The sequence below is a fragment of the Ruegeria sp. ABM4_193 genome, assembly GCF_056158705.1.
The window spans coordinates 3,474,147-3,494,319 of record NZ_JBSWTT010000001.1 but is presented as its reverse complement, the minus strand read 5'-3'; the positions used below and the strand labels follow the sequence as shown (position 1 = coordinate 3,494,319).

Below are 20,173 nucleotides of genomic sequence, written 5' to 3'. Positions count from 1 at the left end.
TCAGGCGCGGGTCCACAGGGCGTTTTCGCCCAACTTCTCTACAAACGCTTCATGTGCTGCGCGTTCATCTTCGGTGATCCGGGATGGCAGCGGTGCGCTGCGCGGCGTTGGTCGCCAGTCTTCACCGCCACCGGATGCAGATGATGCGGATGTGGACAGGCCAAAATCAGGCTGCCGCCCTCCGATCAGCTCAAGATAAACCTCGGCCAGTATTTCAGAGTCGAGCAAAGCACCGTGCAGAACACGGTTCGAGTTGTCGATATTAAATCGACGGCAAAGCGCATCCAAAGATGCTGGGGATCCAGGAAACCGTTTGCGGGCGATTGCCAGCGTATCCAGCGCTTGTTCCATCGGGATCAACGGCTCGCCCATCCACTTCAGTTCAGCGTTCAGGAACTTCATGTCGAACGATGCGTTGTGGATCACCAACCGCGCATCCCCAACAAATTCACGAAACCCGTGACCCACCTTGGCAAACACCGGTTTGTCTTTCAGCGTTACCTCACCCTTTTCCGGTGGACGCGGGTTTTCCAACAGATCCGGGCCGATGCCATGCACGCCAAACGCCTCATCCGGCATACCGCGTTCAGGATTGATATAGACGTGATAGGTTTCACCCGTCGCGACGTGGTTCCACAGCTCAACGGCACCAATCTCAACAATCCGGTCCCCGCTTTCGGGATCGAACCCGGTGGTTTCGGTATCGAGTACGATCTCACGCATCTTTCATCCCCGCCCGTATCTGCCTGACCACATCCTGCACCTGCTGACGGGCATGGTCCAGCGTGTCTGTTACGATTACAAAATCCGACCGCGCGCATTTCTCTGCATTCGGCATCTGCTTGGCGCGGATCTGTTCGAACTGCGCCTCGGACATGGTTCCCCGTTCCATAACTCGGCGCTTTTGTTCGTCAGCCGGGATCGAAACGCAGGCGACGGCGTCCATGGCTGCGTCTCCACCTGTTTCGAAAAGAAGAGGTATATCGAACACCAAAATATCGCTTGTTGTGTTTTCACGAAATACCGCGCGATCTTTCGCGACCAGAGGATGCACAATCGCTTCGATTGCTTTCAATGCTTCGGGGTCGGCAGCAATGATCCGCTTTAACGCGTCCCGGCTTACAGCTCCGTCGACAATCGCGGCAGGGAAGGCTGCTCGCATTGGTTCAACCGCAGCACCTCCGGACGTGTACAACCGGTGCACTGCTGCGTCAGCATCCCACAAAGCACAGCCTTCTTCGAGAAACATCTGTGCTGTGGTGCTTTTCCCCATGCCGATGGAACCGGTCAGGCCAAGGGCAAAACTCATGCCAAAGCCGCCGCGCGCGTCTCTGCATCCACTTCGGGACGCACGCCAAACCACCGCTCAAACCCCGGAACCGCCTGATGCAACAACATGCCCAAACCATCAACCGTCGTGCAGCCTGCATCTTCCGCAGTTTTCAGCAGGTTTGTCTTTAACGGGGCATAAACCAGATCCGTGACAACGGCGCCGGGCTGCAACCCATCCAGAGGAACCCGCAATTCCGGCTGGCCCTGCATCCCCAATGAGGTCGTGTTGACCACCAGTTCCGCATTTTCGATGACGTTTCCCGCCTGAACCCAATCAACAACACGAATACGCTGGCCAAATTCCTCTTTCAGATGATCGGCACGGGCACGCGTTCGATTGGTCAACAGGATTTCCGGCACACCTGCATCGGACAAGGCTTGCAGAACAGCGCGCGCCGCCCCGCCGGCTCCAAACACTACGGCCGGGCCGTCTTTGGCATTCCAGTCGGGGGCACCGTTGCGCAGGTTTTCCATGAACCCATACCCATCAGTGTTATCTGCATGGATTGAGCCATCTTCGCGGAACACCAGTGTATTCGCAGCACCGATCACCGTTGCGCGGTCGGATACGTGATCCGCAATTTTCAACGCTGCTTCCTTGTGAGGAACGGTCACATTGGCCCCAACAAAGCCCGCCTTGGGCAGGGTGCGGAGCACGGTTTCCAGATCGGCAGGGGCAACATCCATTGGGATGTAATGCCCGGCGAGGCCATACGTCTTTAGCCAATGACCATGCAATTTCGGTGAACGCGAATGCCCAATGGGATGTCCGATCACCCCGGCCAGAGGAACCCGGTAGTCCGTCATTGATCGATCACCCCTTTGACAGCCAAAAAGTTGAGAAGCTCCAACAGGGGCATACCCAAAACGTTAAAATAGTCGCCGTCAATGGTGGCGAACAGCCGGACACCTTCTTCTTCCAGCTTATATGCTCCAACGGCATGGCGGATACTGTCCCAGTTCCGTGAAACATAATCCTTCAAATAGGCATCAGAGCTGGCCCGCATCCGCAACCGTACCTGTCCTACATGCCGCCAAATCGGTTCGCCGTCCTGATAGATCACGGCCGCAGACAAAAGCATGTGCCGTTTGCCGCGCATCTCTTTTAGCTGAGCGACTGCCTGTTCCGGGGTTTCAGGTTTTGACAGCAACTGACCGTCAAAATCCAGAACCTGATCACACCCCAGCACCATAGCGCCAGGGTTTTTGTCACTGACCTTGCGCGCTTTCATTTCAGCAAGCGTGTCGGCAATATCCCGTGGTGACGCGTTTTCAGCCAGCAAGGCGCGCTTGGCTGTGTCTTCATCTACGCGTGCGGTTTGAACGGTGAATGGTACACCTGCATTCTCAAGCAGCTGCGCCCGTATCGCAGATCCCGATGCCAGAATAATGGGGACAGACATGTGGAAAACCCCGTGTGCAAGTCGATGAGAGTTCTGGGGTGCTTTGTATGGTTTTCCGGTTGACACGCAACCCCGGGAAAATCGAGTCAAAGATCCCCGAGTCGCTCAAATCCCATCCAACCGGGACAAGGATAAGTCTGATCACTGGGATAACTGAACCATCCCATGATAGCCAAAGATTTATCCCCAGATCATCCGCCTGTTGTTTTATACTAGTACATTGTTTTTAAATATAAAAAAGATAATTTCAACAGAATCATCGGAAAGTGAGATTGTTCTATCCACTTTGGGGAAAACACATGGGTAAAACAGTAATCCACGGTTTTTGAACGCCCTACAAAACCATCTTCCTTTTTCTTTTCTTATTTTTTTATTAGGGAGAGTTCCGAACAACGCTCGGAGCCAAAATGACTGATCTTCTTTTCACGCTGTACCCGTGGGTGAAGTCATTTCATATCATGGCCGTAATCTCGTGGATGGCAGGTCTATTCTATCTACCACGCTTGTTCGTCTATCACGTTGAGAAAGCTCAGGCTGTCGACGGGGCACAAGAAATTTTCTTTGAAATGGAAGAAAAGCTGCTGCGTGTGATTATGCGCCCTGCGATGATCGTGGCGTGGGTGTGTGGCCTGATCATGGTGTTCACACCGGGTATTGTTGGATGGGATTGGTCCTGGCCTTGGGTCAAAGGTGCGGCCGTGATCGGCATGACCTGGTTCCATCACTGGCTAATGGCCCGGCGCAAGGATTTCTTGGAAGGCCAAAATAAGCTCACTGGGCGGCAGTATCGCATGATGAACGAGGTTCCGACCGTTTTGATGGTTATCATCGTTCTGGCGGTCATTCTGAAGTTCTGAAGGCACGTTTGACTCCGAAAGCTGTCGCGCTTATGTAGGGATCAACACGCCCGTCCGGGCGGCGTATCTTCCGTACTGAAATCCACTTCGTGCCGCTCTGATCGCGGTGAAGGTATATATCATGACAACTGACGCCCTGAATCTGGCCGACCTGAAAGCCAAAAGCCCTAAAGACCTTCTGGCGATGGCCGAAGAGCTGGAGATCGAAAACGCCTCGACCATGCGGAAAGGCGAGATGATGTTCCAGATTCTGCGCGAACGCGCGGATGAGGGCTGGACCGTTGGAGGCGATGGTGTACTTGAGGTGCTGCAAGACGGCTTCGGCTTCCTACGCTCGCCCGAGGCGAACTATCTGCCGGGTCCGGACGACATCTACGTTTCACCCGACATGATCCGCCAGCACTCGCTGCGCACCGGAGATACTGTTGAGGGTGAGATTAAGGCACCTGATGATAATGAGCGTTACTTTGCGCTGACCAAGGTCACCAAGATCAACTTTGAAGATCCTGAAAAGGCCAAGCACAAGATCCTGTTCGACAACCTGACGCCTCTGTACCCGGATGAACGTCTGAAGATGGAGATCGAAGATCCGACCATCAAGGACAAGTCGGCGCGTGTGATCGACCTTGTGTCGCCGATCGGTAAAGGCCAGCGCTCGCTGATCGTGGCGCCGCCGCGGACCGGTAAGACGGTGATCCTGCAGAACATCGCGCATTCGATCGAACAGAACCACCCGGAGTGTTACCTGATCGTCCTTCTGATCGACGAACGCCCGGAAGAGGTGACCGACATGCAGCGCTCGGTGAAGGGTGAGGTTGTATCCTCGACCTTCGATGAACCGGCAACACGCCACGTCGCGGTGTCGGAAATGGTGATCGAAAAAGCCAAGCGTTTGGTCGAGCATAAACGAGATGTTGTTATTCTTCTCGATTCGATCACAAGACTTGGTAGGGCCTTTAACACTGTGGTCCCATCCTCGGGTAAAGTTCTGACCGGTGGTGTGGATGCAAACGCTCTGCAACGGCCAAAGCGGTTCTTTGGTGCGGCACGGAACATTGAAGAGGGTGGATCGCTGACCATCATCGCCACCGCGCTGATCGACACCGGCAGCCGGATGGACGAGGTGATCTTTGAAGAATTCAAAGGCACCGGTAACTCGGAAATCGTTCTGGATCGTAAAATCGCAGACAAACGCGTGTTCCCGGCCATCGACATCCTCAAGTCCGGTACCCGGAAAGAGGACCTGCTGGTCGACAAGGGCGATCTGGCCAAGACCTTCGTTCTGCGCCGTATCCTCAACCCGATGGGTACCACCGACGCAATCGAGTTCCTGCTGTCGAAGTTGAAACAGACGAAGACAAACGGCGAGTTCTTCGATTCGATGAACACCTGACACAGGTCTTAGACCCAAGCGAGGCCTTCGAATGGATACGATATTCGCCTTGGCCAGCGCGCAAGGTAAAGCTGGAGTGGCTGTGATCCGACTCTCCGGCCCTGACTCTCATTTTGCAGCGGCACGCCTTACAGGGGATGCGCTTCCAAAACGTGGCATGGTCCTGCGCACGTTGCGGGACGAGAAAGGTGCGCGTCTGGATGACGGGTTGGTTCTGACATTTCAAGCCCCGGCCAGTTTCACCGGAGAGGATGTGGCGGAGCTGCAGATCCATGGCAGCACCGCATCTGTTAACGCCGTGCTGCGGTGTTTGTCAGACATTGACGGCTTGCGCATCGCCGAACCGGGTGAGTTCACGCGCCGGGCACTTGAAAATGGTAAGATGGACCTGACTCAAGTTGAAGGTCTGGCGGATCTGATAGACGCGGAAACTGAAGCTCAGCGTAAGCAGGCCCAAACCATTCTGGCTGGCGAACTAGGTACACTGGCAGAACGGTGGCGCCGGGATTTGATACGAGCAGCGTCCTTGTTGGAAGCTGTCATCGACTTTGCCGATGAAGAGGTGCCAACAGATGTGACACCTGAGGTGCGAGAACTGATCTATGGTGTGATGTCAGACCTCAGACGTGAGGCCGACGGTGTGAAGATCGCTGAGCGTATCCGGACAGGGTTTGAAGTCGCAATTGTTGGTCTTCCGAATGCAGGAAAGTCCACTCTTCTAAATGCGCTGGCCGGTCGGAAGGCGGCGATTACCTCGGAATACGCTGGAACCACGCGGGATGTGATCGAAGTGCGAATGGATCTGGCAGGATTGCCAGTGACCTTGTTGGACACGGCCGGGTTGAGAGAAACCGAAGATCACGTCGAAAACCTGGGCATCGAGTTGGCACGCGGAAGAGCGGAGGCGGCCGACCTTCGTGTTTTTCTATCGGAAAAGCCGGAAGAATTGGGTGTTGGGATGCAAGCTGGTGACATTCATGTTCTGCCCAAAGCTGATCTTCGAGGTGATGAAGGTCTGGGTGTATCTGGCAAGACTGGGCAGGGGATTGATGCGCTCGTTAACCAGATTTCGCGCGTTTTGAGTGAACGAACTACTACCCATGGTATCGCTACGCGGGAACGCCATCGCGTTGCAATTGGTCGGGCGCTGGATTCGCTTCAATCTGCAATCGCGGTTCTGGAATCAGGTCCGGACCTGTATGATATCGCTGCAGAAGAGCTGAGAACTGCCATTCGAGCTCTTGAATCTCTGGTTGGTAGAATAGATGTCGAAACACTGCTGGATGAAATCTTCTCTAGCTTCTGTTTGGGAAAGTAAGGAGTGTTTCACGTGAAACATTCAAGGTTCGATGTGATCGTTATTGGGGCCGGGCACGCCGGTACCGAGGCTGCGCATGCGTCTGCCAGGATGGGGGCAAGTACCGCGCTGGTAACGCTGTCTGCATCAGATATCGGAGTTATGTCCTGCAATCCGGCGATTGGTGGTTTAGGGAAAGGTCATCTGGTACGCGAGATTGACGCCCTGGACGGCGTTATGGGACGTGTTGCAGACCAAGCTGGTATTCAGTTCCGTCTGCTGAATCGCCGAAAGGGTCCTGCGGTGCAGGGCCCCAGGACGCAAGCGGACCGCGCCCTTTACCGGGCAGCAATGCAAAAAGAAACACAAGTTCAATCCAACCTGTCTGTTATTGTCGGTGAGGTCGTTGATTTTATCATGGACGGCTCGCGCGTTTCCGGAGTTTCGCTTGCGGATGGCTCAGAGATTTCCGCGCGCGCCGTCATTCTGACCTCTGGCACGTTTTTACGCGGTGTTATTCATATCGGAGATGTATCTCGCCCCGGTGGCCGCATGGGTGATCGCCCTTCCATCAAGCTTGCGGAACGTTTGGATAGTTATGATCTGCCACTGGGTCGGTTGAAAACAGGCACGCCGCCGCGTTTGGATGGGCGGACAATCGACTGGTCTGATCTCGAGCGTCAAGACGGGGACGAAGAGCCAACACTGTTTTCATTTCTGTCGACAGACGTGGTGGCACCTCAGATTTCTTGTGGAATCACGCATACCAACGCGAAAACGCACGAGATTATTGAGGCCAATCTTTCGAAATCCGCAATGTACGGCGGTCATATTGATGGCATAGGTCCTCGGTATTGCCCCTCTATTGAGGATAAAATTTTGCGGTTTTCTGACAAGGAATCGCATCAGATTTTCCTGGAACCCGAAGGCGTGAATGATCATACGATTTACCCCAATGGTATCTCAACGTCATTGCCGCAAGATGTGCAGTTGCAGTATGTCCGATCCATCAAAGGCCTTGAAAACGCAGAGATCCTACAGCCCGGATACGCAATTGAGTATGACTACGTCGACCCTCGTGTCTTGACCGCGACTCTGTCGCTGCCCGAAGTTCCCGGGTTGTATTTGGCGGGCCAGATCAATGGAACAACGGGTTATGAGGAGGCAGCTGCTCAGGGGATGGTCGCTGGCCTTAATGCCGCGCTGGAGGTTCAAGGCCGTGATCCTGTGCATTTCACCAGATCTGACAGCTATATTGGCGTTATGATAGATGATCTGACGACGCGTGGCGTGGCTGAACCATATCGTATGTTTACCTCACGAGCTGAATTCCGTCTGTCCTTGCGCGCGGACAACGCAGATCAGCGTTTGACACCGATTGGTATTGATCTTGGATGCGTCGGATTCAGCCGTCAGCTGCATTTCGAAGAAAAATTGGCTCAGCTTGATGCAGTAAAAACTAAATTGGCAGAACGCACCTATACCCCAAAAGAAGTGTTGTCCGCCGGAATAAACGTTAACCAGGATGGAAATCGCAGGGATGGAATGGCGATCTTGGCTTTTCCAGATGTATCTTTCGATAATCTCTTGCCTTTGATTCCGGACCTCCAAGGCGTAGATAAAAAAATCAGACTTCAGATTGAGCGCGACGCGCTTTACGCAAATTACATAGCGCGCCAGAAGCGTGATGTGGAAGCAATGAAGCGGGATGAATCCTACGTAATTCCCCGGAATTTCGATTATTTCGCGTTGGATGGTCTATCGTCCGAGATGAAACAAAAGCTCTCGCAAGCTAAGCCCGAAAACATTGCGCAGGCGTGTCGTGTAGAAGGGGTTACGCCTGCTGCGCTAACCCTTGTTCTTGCAAAACTCCGCCGGGACCAGAGGGTTCGACAGGCATGACGCCCGACTATTCTGCATTTGAACGGTTGAATGTTTCACGTGAAACATTCGAGCGCCTGGAGGCCTACGTTGAACTGGTGAGGCGTTGGAATCCCAAGATCAATCTTGTGTCTCGCAACAGTCTTGAACACATTTGGGAGCGCCACATTTTGGACTCCGTGCAAGTTTTTGGCTGCACGGAACAGTTCGTAAGCTGGGTGGATTTAGGCAGTGGGGGCGGGTTTCCGGGTATGGTTTGTGCGTTGATCGCGGCAGATCAGTCACCAAAATCGCAATTTACTTTTGTTGAAAGCGATCAACGGAAGTCTGCCTTCCTACGTAGTGTTGCTCGGGAGTGTGGAATTAAGTGCCGCGTGATTTCCAAACGTATCGAAAGTGTCGATCCATTGGGTGCCGATGTTCTTTCAGCGCGCGCATTGGCAGAGTTGCGGGTGTTATTGTCGTTCTGTGACAGGCATTTAAGTGAAAATGGTACGGCCTTGTTGCCCAAAGGCGCAAACTGGAAAAAAGAACTGTCAGATGCGCAAGAGGAATGGAATTTCCACGCCGAGCCGATTACAAGTTTAACTGAACCTCAGGCCGTTATCCTTAAAATTAAAGGAGTATCACGTGGTTGATCTGTCCCGACCTTCAGGACCTCGGATTATTGCGGTCGCCAATCAGAAGGGCGGAGTGGGGAAGACAACAACGGCAATCAACCTGGCAGCAGGGCTGGCGGAATCCGGTTGCCGGGTTCTGGTGGTTGATCTTGACCCTCAAGGGAATGCGTCCACCGGATTGGGTGTAGAGGATCGGGATTGGACAACCTATGATCTCATCCTTGACGACGCGCCGTTGGAGGCCGTTGTTCAAGAGACAGAGATCGAAAACCTTCTGGTTGTTCCGGCAACCGTTGATCTGAGTTCTGCCGACATTGAATTGATATCCAATGAGAAGCGCAGCTATTTGTTGCACGATGCGTTGCGGCAAACTGCGGTCGATGTCTTTAATCTGGATTTCATCCTTATTGATTGCCCACCTTCTTTGAATCTGCTGACCGTCAACGCAATGGTGGCGGCACATTCCGTTCTTGTACCGCTGCAAAGTGAGTTCTTTGCCCTGGAAGGTTTGTCGCAACTAATGCTGACGATCAGAGAAGTTCGGCAAACCGCAAATCCTGACCTGAGAATCGAAGGTGTTGTGTTGACCATGTATGACAACCGCAACAACTTGTCCCGTCAGGTTGAAAAGGATGCGCGTGACAATCTGGGTGAGATGGTCTTTAAGACAAAGATACCCAGAAACGTGCGGGTCAGTGAGGCTCCGTCATATGCGTTGCCGGTCCTGCAATACGACTCGGGTTCGCTTGGCGCGATGGCTTATCGGCATCTGGCCCGAGAGATCATGCACAAGAACAATAAAACCGCTGCGTAGGCGGAAGTGAGGAGGGCGACATGAGCGCCAAGAAAGCAAAATCCCGAGGTTTGGGGCGCGGACTGTCAGCCCTAATGGCGGATGTGAACCCCGAAGAAGGAGGGCGGGTGCCAACCGAAGCGCGCCGGCCTGATCTGAAAGTTCCAATCGAAAAGCTGAAAGCGAACCCTAATCAGCCGCGCCGCACGTTCCTGCCCGAGCAGTTGGAAGAATTGGCTGCCTCGGTCAAGGAAAAGGGTATTATTCAGCCTTTGATTGTCCGGTCGACCGGAGCTGATGAATACGAAATCGTTGCGGGGGAACGTCGTTGGCGGGCGGCGCAAATGGCGCAGCTGCATGATATCCCGGTCATTGTGCGCGATTTTGACGACACCGAAGTTCTGGAAGTTGCGATCATCGAAAACATCCAGCGTGCGGACCTGAACGCTGTGGAAGAGGCCGCTGGCTACAAGCAGCTGATGGATCGTTTTGGCCACACGCAGGAAAAGCTGGCTGAAGCTTTGGGTAAGAGCCGTAGCCATATTGCAAATCTTCTACGTCTTTTGTCCTTGCCAATGGATGTTCAAGCCCTTGTTATTGAAGGAAAAATATCTGCTGGACATGCGCGAGCTCTGATTACTGCCGAAAACCCTTCGGAATTGGCGAAGCAGATCGTCAAAGAGGGGCTTTCGGTGCGTGCAACCGAAACTTTGGTCAAAAAACAACAACAAGGTGACGCCGAACGCCCTGCGCCTCGGTCCAGAAACTTGGATGCGGGTAAGGATGCCGATACGAGGGCGTTGGAAAAAGACCTGTCGGCAATTCTGGCGATGAAGGTCTCGATCAATCACAAGGCTGGAACAGAAACGGGTCAGGTTGTTCTGACGTATGAGAACCTGGACCAGCTTGACGATTTGTGCGCCAAACTCAGCCGTTAGGCCGCGTCCAGATAAAGACCAATACACCGCCCAGGACAACGGCTTGAATGGCCAAAACGAAAACCGGGGCGGACATCCAAATTGAGAGACCAAAAACGGCGGCGACGGAAACAGTTGCCGCCTTTTTTGCCGCAGGCCGTATAGCACCAGAGCTTTGCCAATCTTGTATCAACGGTCCGAACAGTTGGTGAGTCAGCAGCCAAGTGTGAAGACGCGAAGATGATCTGGCAAAGAAAAACGCTGCCAAAAGCAGGAATGGCACGGTTGGCAGAAGGGGAAGAACAACCCCAACCATCGCCAGAGCAACGCAAAATAGTCCCAGTCCTGCCCACAGATAGTGCATGGTTAGCTCAATAGTTCCCGGATGACGGCATTCAGAACGGCCCGGCCGTCCGCAGTCGCCCGAAGCCTGTCGTTACTATGTTCAATCATTTTTATTTCAGAGAGATGATCAATAGTGTTCTTTGGAAGTTTTCGACCGGATAGGGTTTCCCATCTGTCTATATCTAGCCCCTCTGAAATTCTCATACCCATCATAAGGTATTCGTTTGCCTGATCTTCGTAGGACAGTAACGTTCTATCTTTTTCCCCGTTGCCGCGCTCGGCCGCATCAAGCCAACGTTGCGGATTCAGGTATGTTTCGGTTGCGTATTTTTGGGCGTTCAGGGTGAACCGTCCATGAGCACCGGGTCCGATGCCGACATAGTCTCCGTAACGCCAATAGGTCAGGTTGTGTTGGGATTCCGCGCCTGCGCGCGCATGATTGGATACTTCATAGGCGGGCAAACCGTGGGCTTCGCAAATGTCCTGCGTGATCAGATACATGTCGGCGGCGCTGTCATCCTCGGGCAAGCCACGCAGTTTTCCAACGGCATAGCGATCACCAAAAGCCGTTCCGTCCTCGATCGTCAATTGGTACAGCGACAGGTGGTCCACGGCCATTGACAGGGCCTCGTTCAGCTCCGTGCGCCAAGCTTCGGGTGTTTGGTGCTGTCTGGCATAGATCAGGTCAAAACTCACACGATCAAAGCAGGCACGAGCAATGTCAAATGCCGCTCGGGCCTCGGTGACTGTGTGGATCCGGCCCAGCCGACGCAAATCTTCGTCATTCAGGGCCTGAACGCCCATCGAAATTCGGTTAACGCCTGCGTCCCGATAGGCTGCAAACCGACCAGCCTCGACCGATCCGGGATTGGCCTCGAGCGTGATTTCCATGTCATTGGACGGGTGCCAGAGCGCGCGCGCCTCATCAATCACGTCAGAAACGGTTTCCGGGTCCATCAGAGACGGGGTGCCACCCCCAAAAAAAATCGTGTTCAGTACCCGACCCGGCGTTTCAGAGGCAGCGCGGCGCAGCTCGCTCAGATAAGCAGTAAGCCATTGTTTCTGATCTATTTTCTTTGAAACATGGCTGTTGAAGTCACAATAGGGGCATTTGGCCTCGCAAAAAGGCCAATGGATATAAAGGCCAAAGCCCCCGTTGCGCCAATCATCCGCCAAAGCAGCCTTTCACGAACTTCTCAACCGCGCGGCCGCGGTGGCTGATCTTGTTCTTTTCCCAGCGATCCATTTCGGCAAAGGTAATGTCGTGCCCGTCCGGAACAAACATCGGGTCATACCCGAATCCGTCCTTGCCGCGGATCGGCCAGACCAGGTGGCCCGGTGCGATGCCTTCGAATACTTCATCATGTCCGTCGGGCCAGGCCAGAACCAATGTACAACGGAATTGCGCTGTGCGTGGGTGAGGGGCGTTTTTAGCCTCCAGCTCATTATGTGCGCGGGTCATGGCCATCAGGAAATCACGACCATTTGCCGTTTCCGCCCAATCGGCAGTGTAAACCCCCGGCGCGCCATCCAGCGCGTCGATGGTGATCCCGGAATCGTCCGACAGGGCAGGCAGGCCAGTGGCTTTGGCGGCGGCATGGGCTTTGATCTGCGCGTTGCCGACAAATGTGTCTTCGGTCTCTTCCGGCTCGGGCAGGTTCATCTCGCCCGCGCCGACGACAGTGACGCCAAAAGGTTCGAGGAGATGCGCCATCTCCTCAAGCTTGCCTTTGTTGTGGGTGGCAACCAGCAGCCTGTCCCCATCGAACTTACGGGTCATGCGGTTGCGGCCTTTTGCGCGGCAGCCAATTCGCCGACGCCTTTTTCGGCCAGATCCATCAGCTGATCCATTTGCGCGCGGCTAAAGACCGAGCCTTCGGCGCTCATCTGCACTTCGATCAGCTTGCCGGATCCGGTCATGATGAAGTTGCCATCAACACCCGCTTCGCTGTCTTCCGGGTAATCCAGATCCAGAACTGACTGACCAGCATAAATACCGCAGGACACAGCCGCAACTGGATCCACCAGGGGATCAGAGATGACGTCGCCCGCTTTCATCAGCTTGTTCACGGCCAGACGCAGGGCCACCCAGCCGCCGGTGATCGACGCGCATCGGGTGCCGCCATCGGCTTGGATCACGTCGCAGTCCACAGTGATCTGACGCTCACCCAACGCGACCCGATCCACACCAGCGCGTAGGGCGCGGCCGATCAGGCGCTGGATTTCCACGGTGCGACCACCTTGCTTGCCGCTGGCAGCTTCGCGCCGCATTCGGGTGTTGGTGGCGCGGGGCAGCATACCGTATTCTGCCGTGACCCAGCCCAGGCCCGAGCCTTTTATAAAGGGCGGCACGCGATCTTCGATCGTTGCGGTGCAAAGCACATGAGTGTCGCCCATTTTGATCAGGCAGGAACCTTCGGCATGTTTGGTGAACCCCGTTTCGATTGAAACGGTGCGCATTTCGCTTAAATCTCTTCCAGAGGGTCGCATCGGAATTCCTTTGTTTGCTGGGTTGGGGATAACGCCCCGCAGCGTTACGATGCAACCCCGATTGACCTTTCATTTGCCTGCTATTTAATGACGAACGAGCAGGGGACGACGCATGAGCGAAGCGAGCAAGATTCTGGATGAGATGAACGACCGGTCGCGCGAAGTGTTTCGGTTGATTGTCGAGAGTTATCTGGAAAGCGGTGAGCCGGTTGGCAGCCGCACCTTGACGCGTACCTTGTCCGAAAAAGTCAGCGCCGCGACCGTTCGCAATGTGATGCAGGATCTGGAATTTTTGGGCCTTCTGGACAGCCCACATGTCAGTGCAGGTCGAATTCCAACGCAGCAGGGCTTGCGGATGTTTGTGGACGGGTTGCTTGAAGTTGGCGATCTGGGTGCCGATGATCGGCAGAAACTGGAACAGACATTAGGCTCTAACACGGGCGATGTGGGTGGGATGCTCGACCGAGTGGGCTCTGCTTTGTCACACGTGACACAAGGCGCCTCGCTGGTTTTGACGCCCAAGCATGAATCGGAAATCAAGCATATTGAGTTTGTTTCTCTGGGTCATGATCGGGCTTTGGTGGTTCTGGTTTTCTCGGATGGTCATGTGGAAAACCGACTGTTTACCCCGCCACCGGGGCAAACCCCCAGTTCAATGCGCGAGGCGGCGAATTTCCTCAATGCGCTGATCGAGGGGCGGACCCTTGGCGAAGTGCGTCGGCAGATGCAGACGCAGATCGATGCACGCAAGCAAGAGATCGACGTTCTGGCGCGTGAGATGGTGGAAAGCGGAATGGCTGCCTGGGACGGAGACGGCGGCGACTCGGCCCGATTGATCGTGCGTGGGCGGGCGAATCTGTTGAACGAACCGGGTCAGGCCGAGGAGCTTGACCGGATTCGGACCCTGTTTGACGATCTGGAACGCAAACGTGACATCGCGGAATTCCTTGAATTGACCGAGGATGGCGAAGGTGTGCGCATTTTTATTGGGTCTGAGAACAAACTTTTCTCACTTTCGGGTTCCTCTTTGGTGGTGTCTCCATATATGAACGCTGATCGTAAGATAATCGGTGCGGTCGGGGTCATCGGGCCCACGCGTCTGAATTATGGACGGATCGTGCCGATCGTGGATTATACGGCGCAACTGGTCGGTAAGTTGATATCCGACCGGAGCTAGAGGGTAAGAGATGGCAGAGCCCAAGAACGAAGATTTTCTGGACGACATCATGGCTGCGGAAGCGGAAGAGCTGGCCGAAGAGTTTGCAGAGATCAGCGAGGAAGCGCTGGAGCTCGATGAGCTGCGCGCCGAGCGGGATGACTATAAAGACAAGTTCATGCGCGCGCTGGCGGATGCTGAGAATGCGCGTAAGCGCGGCGACAAGGCGCGCCGGGATGCGGAACAGTATGGCGGGTCGAAGCTGGCCCGAGACATGCTGCCGGTTTATGACAACATGAAGCGTGCGCTTGAAGCTGCGACGGATGAGCAGAAAGAAGTGGCCGCTGGGTTGCTGGAAGGTGTCGAACTGACCATGCGTGCGCTGAAGGACGTGTTCCAGAAGCACGGGATTGAAGTGATCACGCCTGAGGTCGGAGACCGGTTCGATCCAAACGTGCATGAGGCGATGTTCGAAGCGCCGGTGCCCGGCACCAGGGCGGGGGACATCATTCAGGTGTCTGCCGAAGGGTTCATGTTGCATGACCGCCTGCTGCGTCCGGCGCAGGTTGGCGTGTCGTCGACGCCTGCAAGCTGATTGGCCCCTGCGAGGCCAAGCCTTCGGCGAGAGTATTTTGGAAAAGATGAAGGGGCGGTCAGGATCTGGCCGCCTCTTTCAGCTTGTAGATCAGATCGAGTGCTTCACGAGGAGTGAGCTCGTCCGGTAAGATATCATCCAACATATCCGTGACAGGCGAGGCCCTAGGGGCAGGTGGCGGGGGTGGCGGCGCGGCTGAAAACAGCGGCAGATCATCGATCAGAGCTTTTTGCTTTCCACCTTCGCGTTCCGTTTTCTCGAGTTGATCCAGAACGACACGGGCGCGTTCGACAACCGAGGCTGGCAGGCCGGCAAGTTGGGCGACTTGCACACCATAGGACCGGTCTGCAGCGCCCTTGTGAACCTCGTGCAGGAAGATCACATCGCCTTCCCATTCTTTGACTGCAACCGTTGCATTGTCCACGCCCTCCAGTTTACCGGCCAATGCGGTGAGTTCGTGGTAATGCGTTGCGAACAGAGCGCGGCATTTGTTGGAGGCGTGTAGATGTTCCAGTGTGGCCCATGCGATTGAGAGGCCGTCATAGGTGGCGGTGCCGCGTCCGATTTCGTCCAGAATAACCAGCGCGCGGTCATCGGCCTGGTTCAGAATCGCGGCAGTTTCGACCATTTCGACCATGAAGGTCGAGCGGCCTCGGGCCAGATCATCCGATGCACCAACGCGGCTGAACAGTTGGCTGACAACGCCGATATGGGCGTGTTCGGCGGGTACAAAGCTTCCCATCTGAGCCAGAAGCGCGATCAGGGCGTTCTGGCGCAGGAAAGTCGATTTACCGGCCATATTGGGGCCGGTCAGCAACCAGATGGCGGCACCCTGTTCAGCGCTAAGATCGCAGTCGTTGGCGACAAAGGCATCGCCACTTTGCTGACGCAAGGCGTGCTCTACAACCGGATGGCGGCCGCCTTGAATGTCGAAGGTGCGAGAGCTGTCGACCTGTGGCCGACACCAGTTTTCACCATGCGCCAGATCGGCCAATGCCGTTGTTAAATCCAGTTCAGCCAGCCCTCGGGCGGCTTGGTTGAGTCGGGCGGCAAGGGCTAAAATTTCATCAGAAAGCTTTTGATAGAGCCGCTTTTCGATCTCAAGCGCCAGATTACCCGCGTTCAGGATGCGGGTTTCGATCTCTGACAGTTCGACAGTTGTAAACCGTACCTGATTGGCGGTGGTCTGACGGTGGATATAGGTTTCGCTGAACGGCGGGTTTAGCATCTTCTCGGCGTGGGTCGCGGTGGTTTCGATGAAATACCCCAGCACATTGTTGTGCTTGATCTTCAGCGAGGTGATGCCCGTATGTTCCGCGTATTTTTGCTGAAATCCGGCAATGACCGAGCGACCTTCGTCGCGTAGGGTGCGGGCCTCATCCAATTCGGTGTCAAAGTCAGGGGCGATGAAACCACCATCGCGCGCCAGCAGGGGCGGCTCGGCGACAAGTGCCTCGTCGAGCAGGCCGAGAAGGTCGTCAAACCCGGTCAGGTTTTGGACGGCGGTCGATAACAGCACTGGCAAATCTTGGGCTTCGCACATTTCCGCAATACTAGCTGCCTGCGCCAACCCGTTACGAATGGCGGCCAGATCGCGTGGACCGCCTCGGTCCAGCGACAGCCGCGAGAGGGCGCGGTCCAGATCCGGTGTTTTGCGCAGCGCTTCACGCAGGTCTGACGCAATCAGGCTGTCCTCAACTGCGAAGCTTACCGCATCCAGGCGCGCATGGATGACATCCAGATTGCGCGATGGGCTGGACAGGCGTTGTTCCAGCAACCGTGCGCCACCGGGTGTGACGGTACGGTCGACCACAGATAACAACGATCCGGCGCGACCACCTGAGAGCGACCGCGTCAGTTCCAGATTGCGGCGTGTTGCAGCATCAATTTGGACAACACGGTCTTCTGATTCCTTGAGAGGAGTTTGCAGCAGGGGCAATTTGCCTTTTTGCGTGATCTCAAGATAGTCGATCAGTGCACCCATTGCCGAGACTTCGGCGCGACCGAAGTTCCCGAATGCATCCAATGCACCGACGTGAAACAAACCGCATATACGTTTTTCCGCCGCTGTGCTGTCAAAACTGGCACGTCCTACAGGTGTCAGAGAAATCCCGAGATCGCGAACGGGTTCCTGCAACTTGTCTTGCGCCCCTTCTGCCACGATCAACTCGGACGGGGCCAGCCGTGCCAGTTCCGGGCTGAGGCGCGCGCCGGTCAAAGGCATCACGTGAAATGCACCGGTCGAGATGTCGGTCCAGGCAAGAGCGGCCTCGTCACGGACTTCGGCATAGGAGGCCAGAAAGTTGTGGCGGCGGGCCTCCAGCAGGGCGTCCTCGGTCAGCGTGCCGGGCGTCACCAGACGCACAACGTCGCGCTTTACGACTGATTTAGAGCCTCTTTTCTTCGCTTCGGCAGGGCTCTCCATTTGTTCGCAGACAGCAACGCGAAAGCCTTTGCGGATCAGAGTCAACAAATACCCTTCGGCTGAATGCACCGGCACACCACACATGGGGATATCGTTACCATTGTGCTTGCCGCGCTTGGTCAGAGCGATGTCCAGCGCTTCGGCGGCATTGACGGCATCTTCGAAGAACATTTCGTAGAAATCGCCCATGCGATAGAACAGCAATGCATCGGCGTGGGCCTCTTTGATTTCGAGATATTGCGCCATCATCGGCGTGACTGTGGACAAAGGCGGCCCCCTTTTGGCGTTTCCGGGCGTGACCTTACAAACCCGGCCCCTGCGACGAAAGGCGAAAACGTATTGTCGTTGAGGCGCGCCCCTGCCTGCGCTATGAGGCAACAGCCCAACAGATGCAAAGAAACGACATTTCCGATGCCCAAAGCGAAGATCACCAAAGAAGAGGCGCTGGCCTTTCACCTGGACCCCACCCCCGGAAAATGGGAAGTGCAAGCCACCGTTCCCATGACCACGCAGCGAGACCTGTCACTGGCTTACAGCCCCGGTGTGGCTGTTCCCTGTGAAGCTATCGCCGAAGCGCCCGAGACTGCCTATGACTATACAAACAAGGGCAATCTGGTGGCTGTGATCTCGAATGGGACGGCGGTACTTGGTCTGGGAAACCTTGGCGCGCTGGGCTCAAAACCGGTGATGGAAGGGAAATCCGTTCTGTTCAAGCGGTTCGCCGATGTGAACTCGATCGACATCGAGCTGGACACCGAAGACCCGGATGAGTTTTGTCGCGCCGTACGCCTGATGGGGCCGACTTTTGGTGGCATTAATCTGGAAGACATCAAAGCGCCCGAGTGTTTCATCATCGAACAGCGCCTGAAGGAAGAGATGGATATTCCTGTCTTCCATGATGACCAGCATGGCACGGCGGTGATCTGTGCCGCGGGTTTGCTGAACGCGCTACATATTTCGGGCAAGAAAATCGAGGATGTAAAGATTGTTTTGAACGGTGCGGGCGCGGCAGGGATCGCCTGTATCGAATTGCTGAAAGCAATGGGCGCACGGCACGAGAATTGCATCGTCTGTGACACCAAAGGCGTTATTTATCAGGGCCGGACCGAAGGTATGAACCAGTGGAAGTCCGCCCACGCCATCACCACGGATTTGCGTACGCTGGAAGATGCGATGAAGGACGCGGATGTGTTCCTGGGAGTTTCGGTCAAGGGTGCGGTCACACAAGAAATGGTCGCCAGCATGGCTGACAACCCGGTGATTTTCGCGATGGCGAACCCTGACCCCGAGATCACGCCGGAAGAAGCGCACGAGGTTCGCGTGGATGCCATCGTTGCCACCGGGCGCAGCGATTATCCCAATCAGGTCAATAACGTGCTTGGCTTCCCCTATCTGTTCCGGGGCGCATTGGACATCCATGCCCGTGCCATCAATGATGAGATGAAGATTGCCTGCGCCCACGCGCTCGCCAATCTGGCGCGCGAGGATGTACCGGATGAGGTTGCGATGGCCTATGGCAAATCGCTGACGTTCGGGCGCGATTATATCATCCCGACGCCGTTTGACCCGCGGCTGATCCACCGTATCCCTCCAGCCGTTGCCAAGGCCGGAATGGATACTGGTGCAGCGCGGCGTCCGATCATTGATATGGACGCGTATGAACTAAGCCTGAAATCCCGCATGGATCCGACCGCAAGCATCCTGCGCGGTTTGAACGCCCGTGCGCGTCAGGCCCAAAGCCGAATGATCTTTGCCGAGGGCGACGATCCACGGGTGCTGCGCGCTGCGGTCATGTATCAGCGTTCAGGCTTTGGTAAAGCGCTTGTGGTCGGACGCGCGGATGACGTCAAAGACAAGCTGGAAGCCACAGGCCTTGGGGATGCGGTACGAGAAATCGAGGTTGTGAACGCCGCAAATACCAGCCATCTCGAAACCTATTCCAATTTCCTCTATGAGCGCCTGCAGCGTAAGGGTTTTGACCGCAAGGACATTCACCGCCTTGCCGCACGGGATCGGCATGTGTTTTCTTCGTTGATGCTGGCACATGGTCACGGGGATGGGCTGGTCACGGGCGCGACGCGTAAGTCGGCCCACGTGCTGGACCGGATCAACCACGTCTTTGATGCCGATGCTGCGCACGGGGCTGCTGGTGTGACGGCCCTCTTGCATAAAGGTCGGATTGTCTTGATTGGGGACACCCTAGTGCATGAATGGCCGGACGAAAACGATCTGGCCAATATCGCCGAGCGTTCCGCAGCCGTCGCCCGACACATGGGTCTGGAGCCACGGGTTGCGTTTGTCAGTTTCTCGACCTTTGGTTACCCGGTCTCGGAACGCGCCGAGAAGATGCACCGCGCGCCCGCAGTTTTGGACCAGCGCGGCGTGGATTTCGAGTATGAAGGCGAAATGACGGTTGATGTGGCCCTGAACGTGGATCAGCAAGCAGCTTATCCTTTCCAGCGTCTGACAGGTCCGGCGAACATCTTGATCGTTCCGGCGCGGCACTCAGCCTCGATCTCAACCAAGCTGATGCAGGAAATGGGTGGCGCGACCGTGATTGGCCCTATCCTGTCGGGCGTGGATAAGCCAATTCAGATCTGTTCCACCGTCTCGACTGCGAATGACATTCTCAACATGGCCATTCTGGCCTCATGCGATATTGGATAAGT

The 20,173-nt window shown here is 55.4% G+C and carries 19 protein-coding genes; 10 read left to right on the top strand and 9 right to left on the bottom strand.

Annotated elements, in window-relative coordinates; translation table 11 throughout:
* The 4 genes from dnaQ to ACXADZ_RS17485 are packed head-to-tail and all read right to left on the bottom strand — an operon-like array spanning position 1 to position 2,735.
* Entirely contained in the window at positions 1 to 723 is a 723-nt protein-coding gene (gene dnaQ / locus ACXADZ_RS17500) for a DNA polymerase III subunit epsilon (protein WP_475198314.1), read from the bottom strand.
* Positions 716 to 1,309, bottom strand: coding sequence for a dephospho-CoA kinase (gene coaE, locus ACXADZ_RS17495; protein ID WP_475198312.1), 594 nt, complete (start codon positions 1,307 to 1,309; stop codon positions 716 to 718). Before coaE ends, dnaQ begins: the two co-directional genes overlap by 8 nt.
* Positions 1,306 to 2,139 (bottom strand): shikimate dehydrogenase, encoded by an 834-nt coding sequence (locus ACXADZ_RS17490; RefSeq protein ID WP_171092785.1) that lies wholly within the window; start codon positions 2,137 to 2,139, stop codon positions 1,306 to 1,308. Before ACXADZ_RS17490 ends, coaE begins: the two co-directional genes overlap by 4 nt.
* Positions 2,136 to 2,735, bottom strand: coding sequence for a Maf family protein (locus ACXADZ_RS17485; RefSeq protein ID WP_475198309.1), 600 nt, complete (start codon positions 2,733 to 2,735; stop codon positions 2,136 to 2,138). The genes ACXADZ_RS17490 and ACXADZ_RS17485 overlap by 4 nt, the downstream gene beginning before the upstream one ends.
* Before the next feature lie 407 nt (positions 2,736 to 3,142).
* On the opposite strand from ACXADZ_RS17485, the gene ACXADZ_RS17480 reads away from it, so the two are divergent.
* The 7 genes from ACXADZ_RS17480 to ACXADZ_RS17450 all read left to right on the top strand — a co-directional run bounded on the left by ACXADZ_RS17480 (position 3,143) and on the right by ACXADZ_RS17450 (position 10,514).
* Positions 3,143 to 3,592 (top strand): CopD family protein, encoded by a 450-nt coding sequence (locus ACXADZ_RS17480; RefSeq protein ID WP_475198307.1) that lies wholly within the window; start codon positions 3,143 to 3,145, stop codon positions 3,590 to 3,592.
* A 121-nt stretch (positions 3,593 to 3,713) separates the two neighbouring features.
* Positions 3,714 to 4,985: a transcription termination factor Rho gene (gene rho / locus ACXADZ_RS17475; RefSeq protein WP_171092791.1), complete on the top strand. Its 1,272-nt coding sequence runs from the start codon at positions 3,714 to 3,716 to the stop codon at positions 4,983 to 4,985.
* Positions 4,986 to 5,016: 31 nt separating this feature from the next.
* Positions 5,017 to 6,303 carry a tRNA uridine-5-carboxymethylaminomethyl(34) synthesis GTPase MnmE gene (gene mnmE, locus ACXADZ_RS17470; protein ID WP_475198305.1) on the top strand — a complete coding sequence of 429 codons (1,287 nt, stop codon included), beginning with the start codon at positions 5,017 to 5,019 and terminating at the stop codon, positions 6,301 to 6,303.
* Positions 6,304 to 6,315: 12 nt separating this feature from the next.
* Positions 6,316 to 8,184 (top strand): tRNA uridine-5-carboxymethylaminomethyl(34) synthesis enzyme MnmG, encoded by a 1,869-nt coding sequence (mnmG, locus tag ACXADZ_RS17465; protein ID WP_475198304.1) that lies wholly within the window; start codon positions 6,316 to 6,318, stop codon positions 8,182 to 8,184.
* Positions 8,181 to 8,801 (top strand): 16S rRNA (guanine(527)-N(7))-methyltransferase RsmG, encoded by a 621-nt coding sequence (rsmG, locus tag ACXADZ_RS17460; protein WP_475198301.1) that lies wholly within the window; start codon positions 8,181 to 8,183, stop codon positions 8,799 to 8,801. Before mnmG ends, rsmG begins: the two co-directional genes overlap by 4 nt.
* Positions 8,794 to 9,597 carry a ParA family protein gene (locus ACXADZ_RS17455; RefSeq protein ID WP_171092798.1) on the top strand — a complete coding sequence of 268 codons (804 nt, stop codon included), beginning with the start codon at positions 8,794 to 8,796 and terminating at the stop codon, positions 9,595 to 9,597. Before rsmG ends, ACXADZ_RS17455 begins: the two co-directional genes overlap by 8 nt.
* 20 nt (positions 9,598 to 9,617) lie before the next feature.
* Positions 9,618 to 10,514 carry a ParB/RepB/Spo0J family partition protein gene (locus ACXADZ_RS17450; protein ID WP_475198297.1) on the top strand — a complete coding sequence of 299 codons (897 nt, stop codon included), beginning with the start codon at positions 9,618 to 9,620 and terminating at the stop codon, positions 10,512 to 10,514.
* Here the strand turns inward: ACXADZ_RS17450 and ACXADZ_RS17445 are convergent.
* From ACXADZ_RS17445 to rph, 4 genes are read right to left on the bottom strand one after another with little or no spacing between them, the layout of a single operon-like run.
* Positions 10,504 to 10,857, bottom strand: coding sequence for a YbaN family protein (locus ACXADZ_RS17445; RefSeq protein ID WP_475198295.1), 354 nt, complete (start codon positions 10,855 to 10,857; stop codon positions 10,504 to 10,506). The two genes, ACXADZ_RS17450 and ACXADZ_RS17445, sit on opposite strands and share 11 nt — an antisense overlap.
* A gap of 2 nt (positions 10,858 to 10,859) precedes the next feature.
* The gene (hemW, locus tag ACXADZ_RS17440) at positions 10,860 to 12,014 is read right to left on the bottom strand and encodes a radical SAM family heme chaperone HemW (protein ID WP_475198293.1); all 1,155 of its coding nucleotides are present in this window, start codon (positions 12,012 to 12,014) and stop codon (positions 10,860 to 10,862) included.
* On the bottom strand, positions 12,004 to 12,618 hold the full coding sequence (gene rdgB / locus ACXADZ_RS17435) for an RdgB/HAM1 family non-canonical purine NTP pyrophosphatase (RefSeq protein ID WP_475198292.1): 615 nt from the start codon (positions 12,616 to 12,618) through the stop codon (positions 12,004 to 12,006). The genes hemW and rdgB overlap by 11 nt, the downstream gene beginning before the upstream one ends.
* On the bottom strand, positions 12,615 to 13,328 hold the full coding sequence (gene rph / locus ACXADZ_RS17430) for a ribonuclease PH (protein ID WP_475198289.1): 714 nt from the start codon (positions 13,326 to 13,328) through the stop codon (positions 12,615 to 12,617). Before rph ends, rdgB begins: the two co-directional genes overlap by 4 nt.
* A gap of 112 nt (positions 13,329 to 13,440) precedes the next feature.
* Here rph and hrcA point away from each other — a divergent pair, with 112 nt between their 5' ends.
* Entirely contained in the window at positions 13,441 to 14,505 is a 1,065-nt protein-coding gene (gene hrcA, locus ACXADZ_RS17425; protein WP_475198287.1) for a heat-inducible transcriptional repressor HrcA, read from the top strand.
* Between the two features lie 10 nt (positions 14,506 to 14,515).
* A complete protein-coding gene (locus tag ACXADZ_RS17420) occupies positions 14,516 to 15,079 on the top strand; it encodes a nucleotide exchange factor GrpE (protein ID WP_171092810.1) in 564 nt (187 codons plus the stop codon).
* Between the two features lie 58 nt (positions 15,080 to 15,137).
* Here ACXADZ_RS17420 and mutS read toward each other — a convergent pair whose 3' ends face one another.
* On the bottom strand, positions 15,138 to 17,753 hold the full coding sequence (gene mutS, locus ACXADZ_RS17415; RefSeq protein WP_475198604.1) for a DNA mismatch repair protein MutS: 2,616 nt from the start codon (positions 17,751 to 17,753) through the stop codon (positions 15,138 to 15,140).
* 162 nt (positions 17,754 to 17,915) lie between these two features.
* On the opposite strand from mutS, the gene ACXADZ_RS17410 reads away from it, so the two are divergent.
* Positions 17,916 to 20,171, top strand: coding sequence for an NADP-dependent malic enzyme (locus ACXADZ_RS17410; RefSeq protein ID WP_171092812.1), 2,256 nt, complete (start codon positions 17,916 to 17,918; stop codon positions 20,169 to 20,171).
* Positions 20,172 to 20,173 lie beyond the last annotated feature (2 nt).

Excerpts from the sequence above, each read along its gene's own strand:
- ACXADZ_RS17485 (WP_475198309.1), bottom strand. The coding sequence starts at position 2,735 with ATGTCTGTCCCCATTATTCTGGCATCGGGATCTGCGATACGGGCGCAG.
- ACXADZ_RS17490 (WP_171092785.1), bottom strand. The coding sequence starts at position 2,139 with ATGACGGACTACCGGGTTCCTCTGGCCGGGGTGATCGGACATCCCATT.
- mnmE (WP_475198305.1), top strand. The coding sequence starts at position 5,017 with ATGGATACGATATTCGCCTTGGCCAGCGCGCAAGGTAAAGCTGGAGTG.
- mutS (WP_475198604.1), bottom strand. The coding sequence starts at position 17,753 with ATGATGGCGCAATATCTCGAAATCAAAGAGGCCCACGCCGATGCATTG.
- rph (WP_475198289.1), bottom strand. The coding sequence starts at position 13,328 with ATGCGACCCTCTGGAAGAGATTTAAGCGAAATGCGCACCGTTTCAATC.
- coaE (WP_475198312.1), bottom strand. The coding sequence starts at position 1,309 with ATGAGTTTTGCCCTTGGCCTGACCGGTTCCATCGGCATGGGGAAAAGC.
- ACXADZ_RS17480 (WP_475198307.1), top strand. The coding sequence starts at position 3,143 with ATGACTGATCTTCTTTTCACGCTGTACCCGTGGGTGAAGTCATTTCAT.
- ACXADZ_RS17450 (WP_475198297.1), top strand. The coding sequence starts at position 9,618 with ATGAGCGCCAAGAAAGCAAAATCCCGAGGTTTGGGGCGCGGACTGTCA.
- rdgB (WP_475198292.1), bottom strand. The coding sequence starts at position 12,618 with ATGACCCGTAAGTTCGATGGGGACAGGCTGCTGGTTGCCACCCACAAC.
- hrcA (WP_475198287.1), top strand. The coding sequence starts at position 13,441 with ATGAGCGAAGCGAGCAAGATTCTGGATGAGATGAACGACCGGTCGCGC.
- ACXADZ_RS17410 (WP_171092812.1), top strand. The coding sequence starts at position 17,916 with ATGCCCAAAGCGAAGATCACCAAAGAAGAGGCGCTGGCCTTTCACCTG.
- ACXADZ_RS17420 (WP_171092810.1), top strand. The coding sequence starts at position 14,516 with ATGGCAGAGCCCAAGAACGAAGATTTTCTGGACGACATCATGGCTGCG.
- dnaQ (WP_475198314.1), bottom strand. The coding sequence starts at position 723 with ATGCGTGAGATCGTACTCGATACCGAAACCACCGGGTTCGATCCCGAA.
- rho (WP_171092791.1), top strand. The coding sequence starts at position 3,714 with ATGACAACTGACGCCCTGAATCTGGCCGACCTGAAAGCCAAAAGCCCT.
- ACXADZ_RS17445 (WP_475198295.1), bottom strand. The coding sequence starts at position 10,857 with ATGCACTATCTGTGGGCAGGACTGGGACTATTTTGCGTTGCTCTGGCG.
- rsmG (WP_475198301.1), top strand. The coding sequence starts at position 8,181 with ATGACGCCCGACTATTCTGCATTTGAACGGTTGAATGTTTCACGTGAA.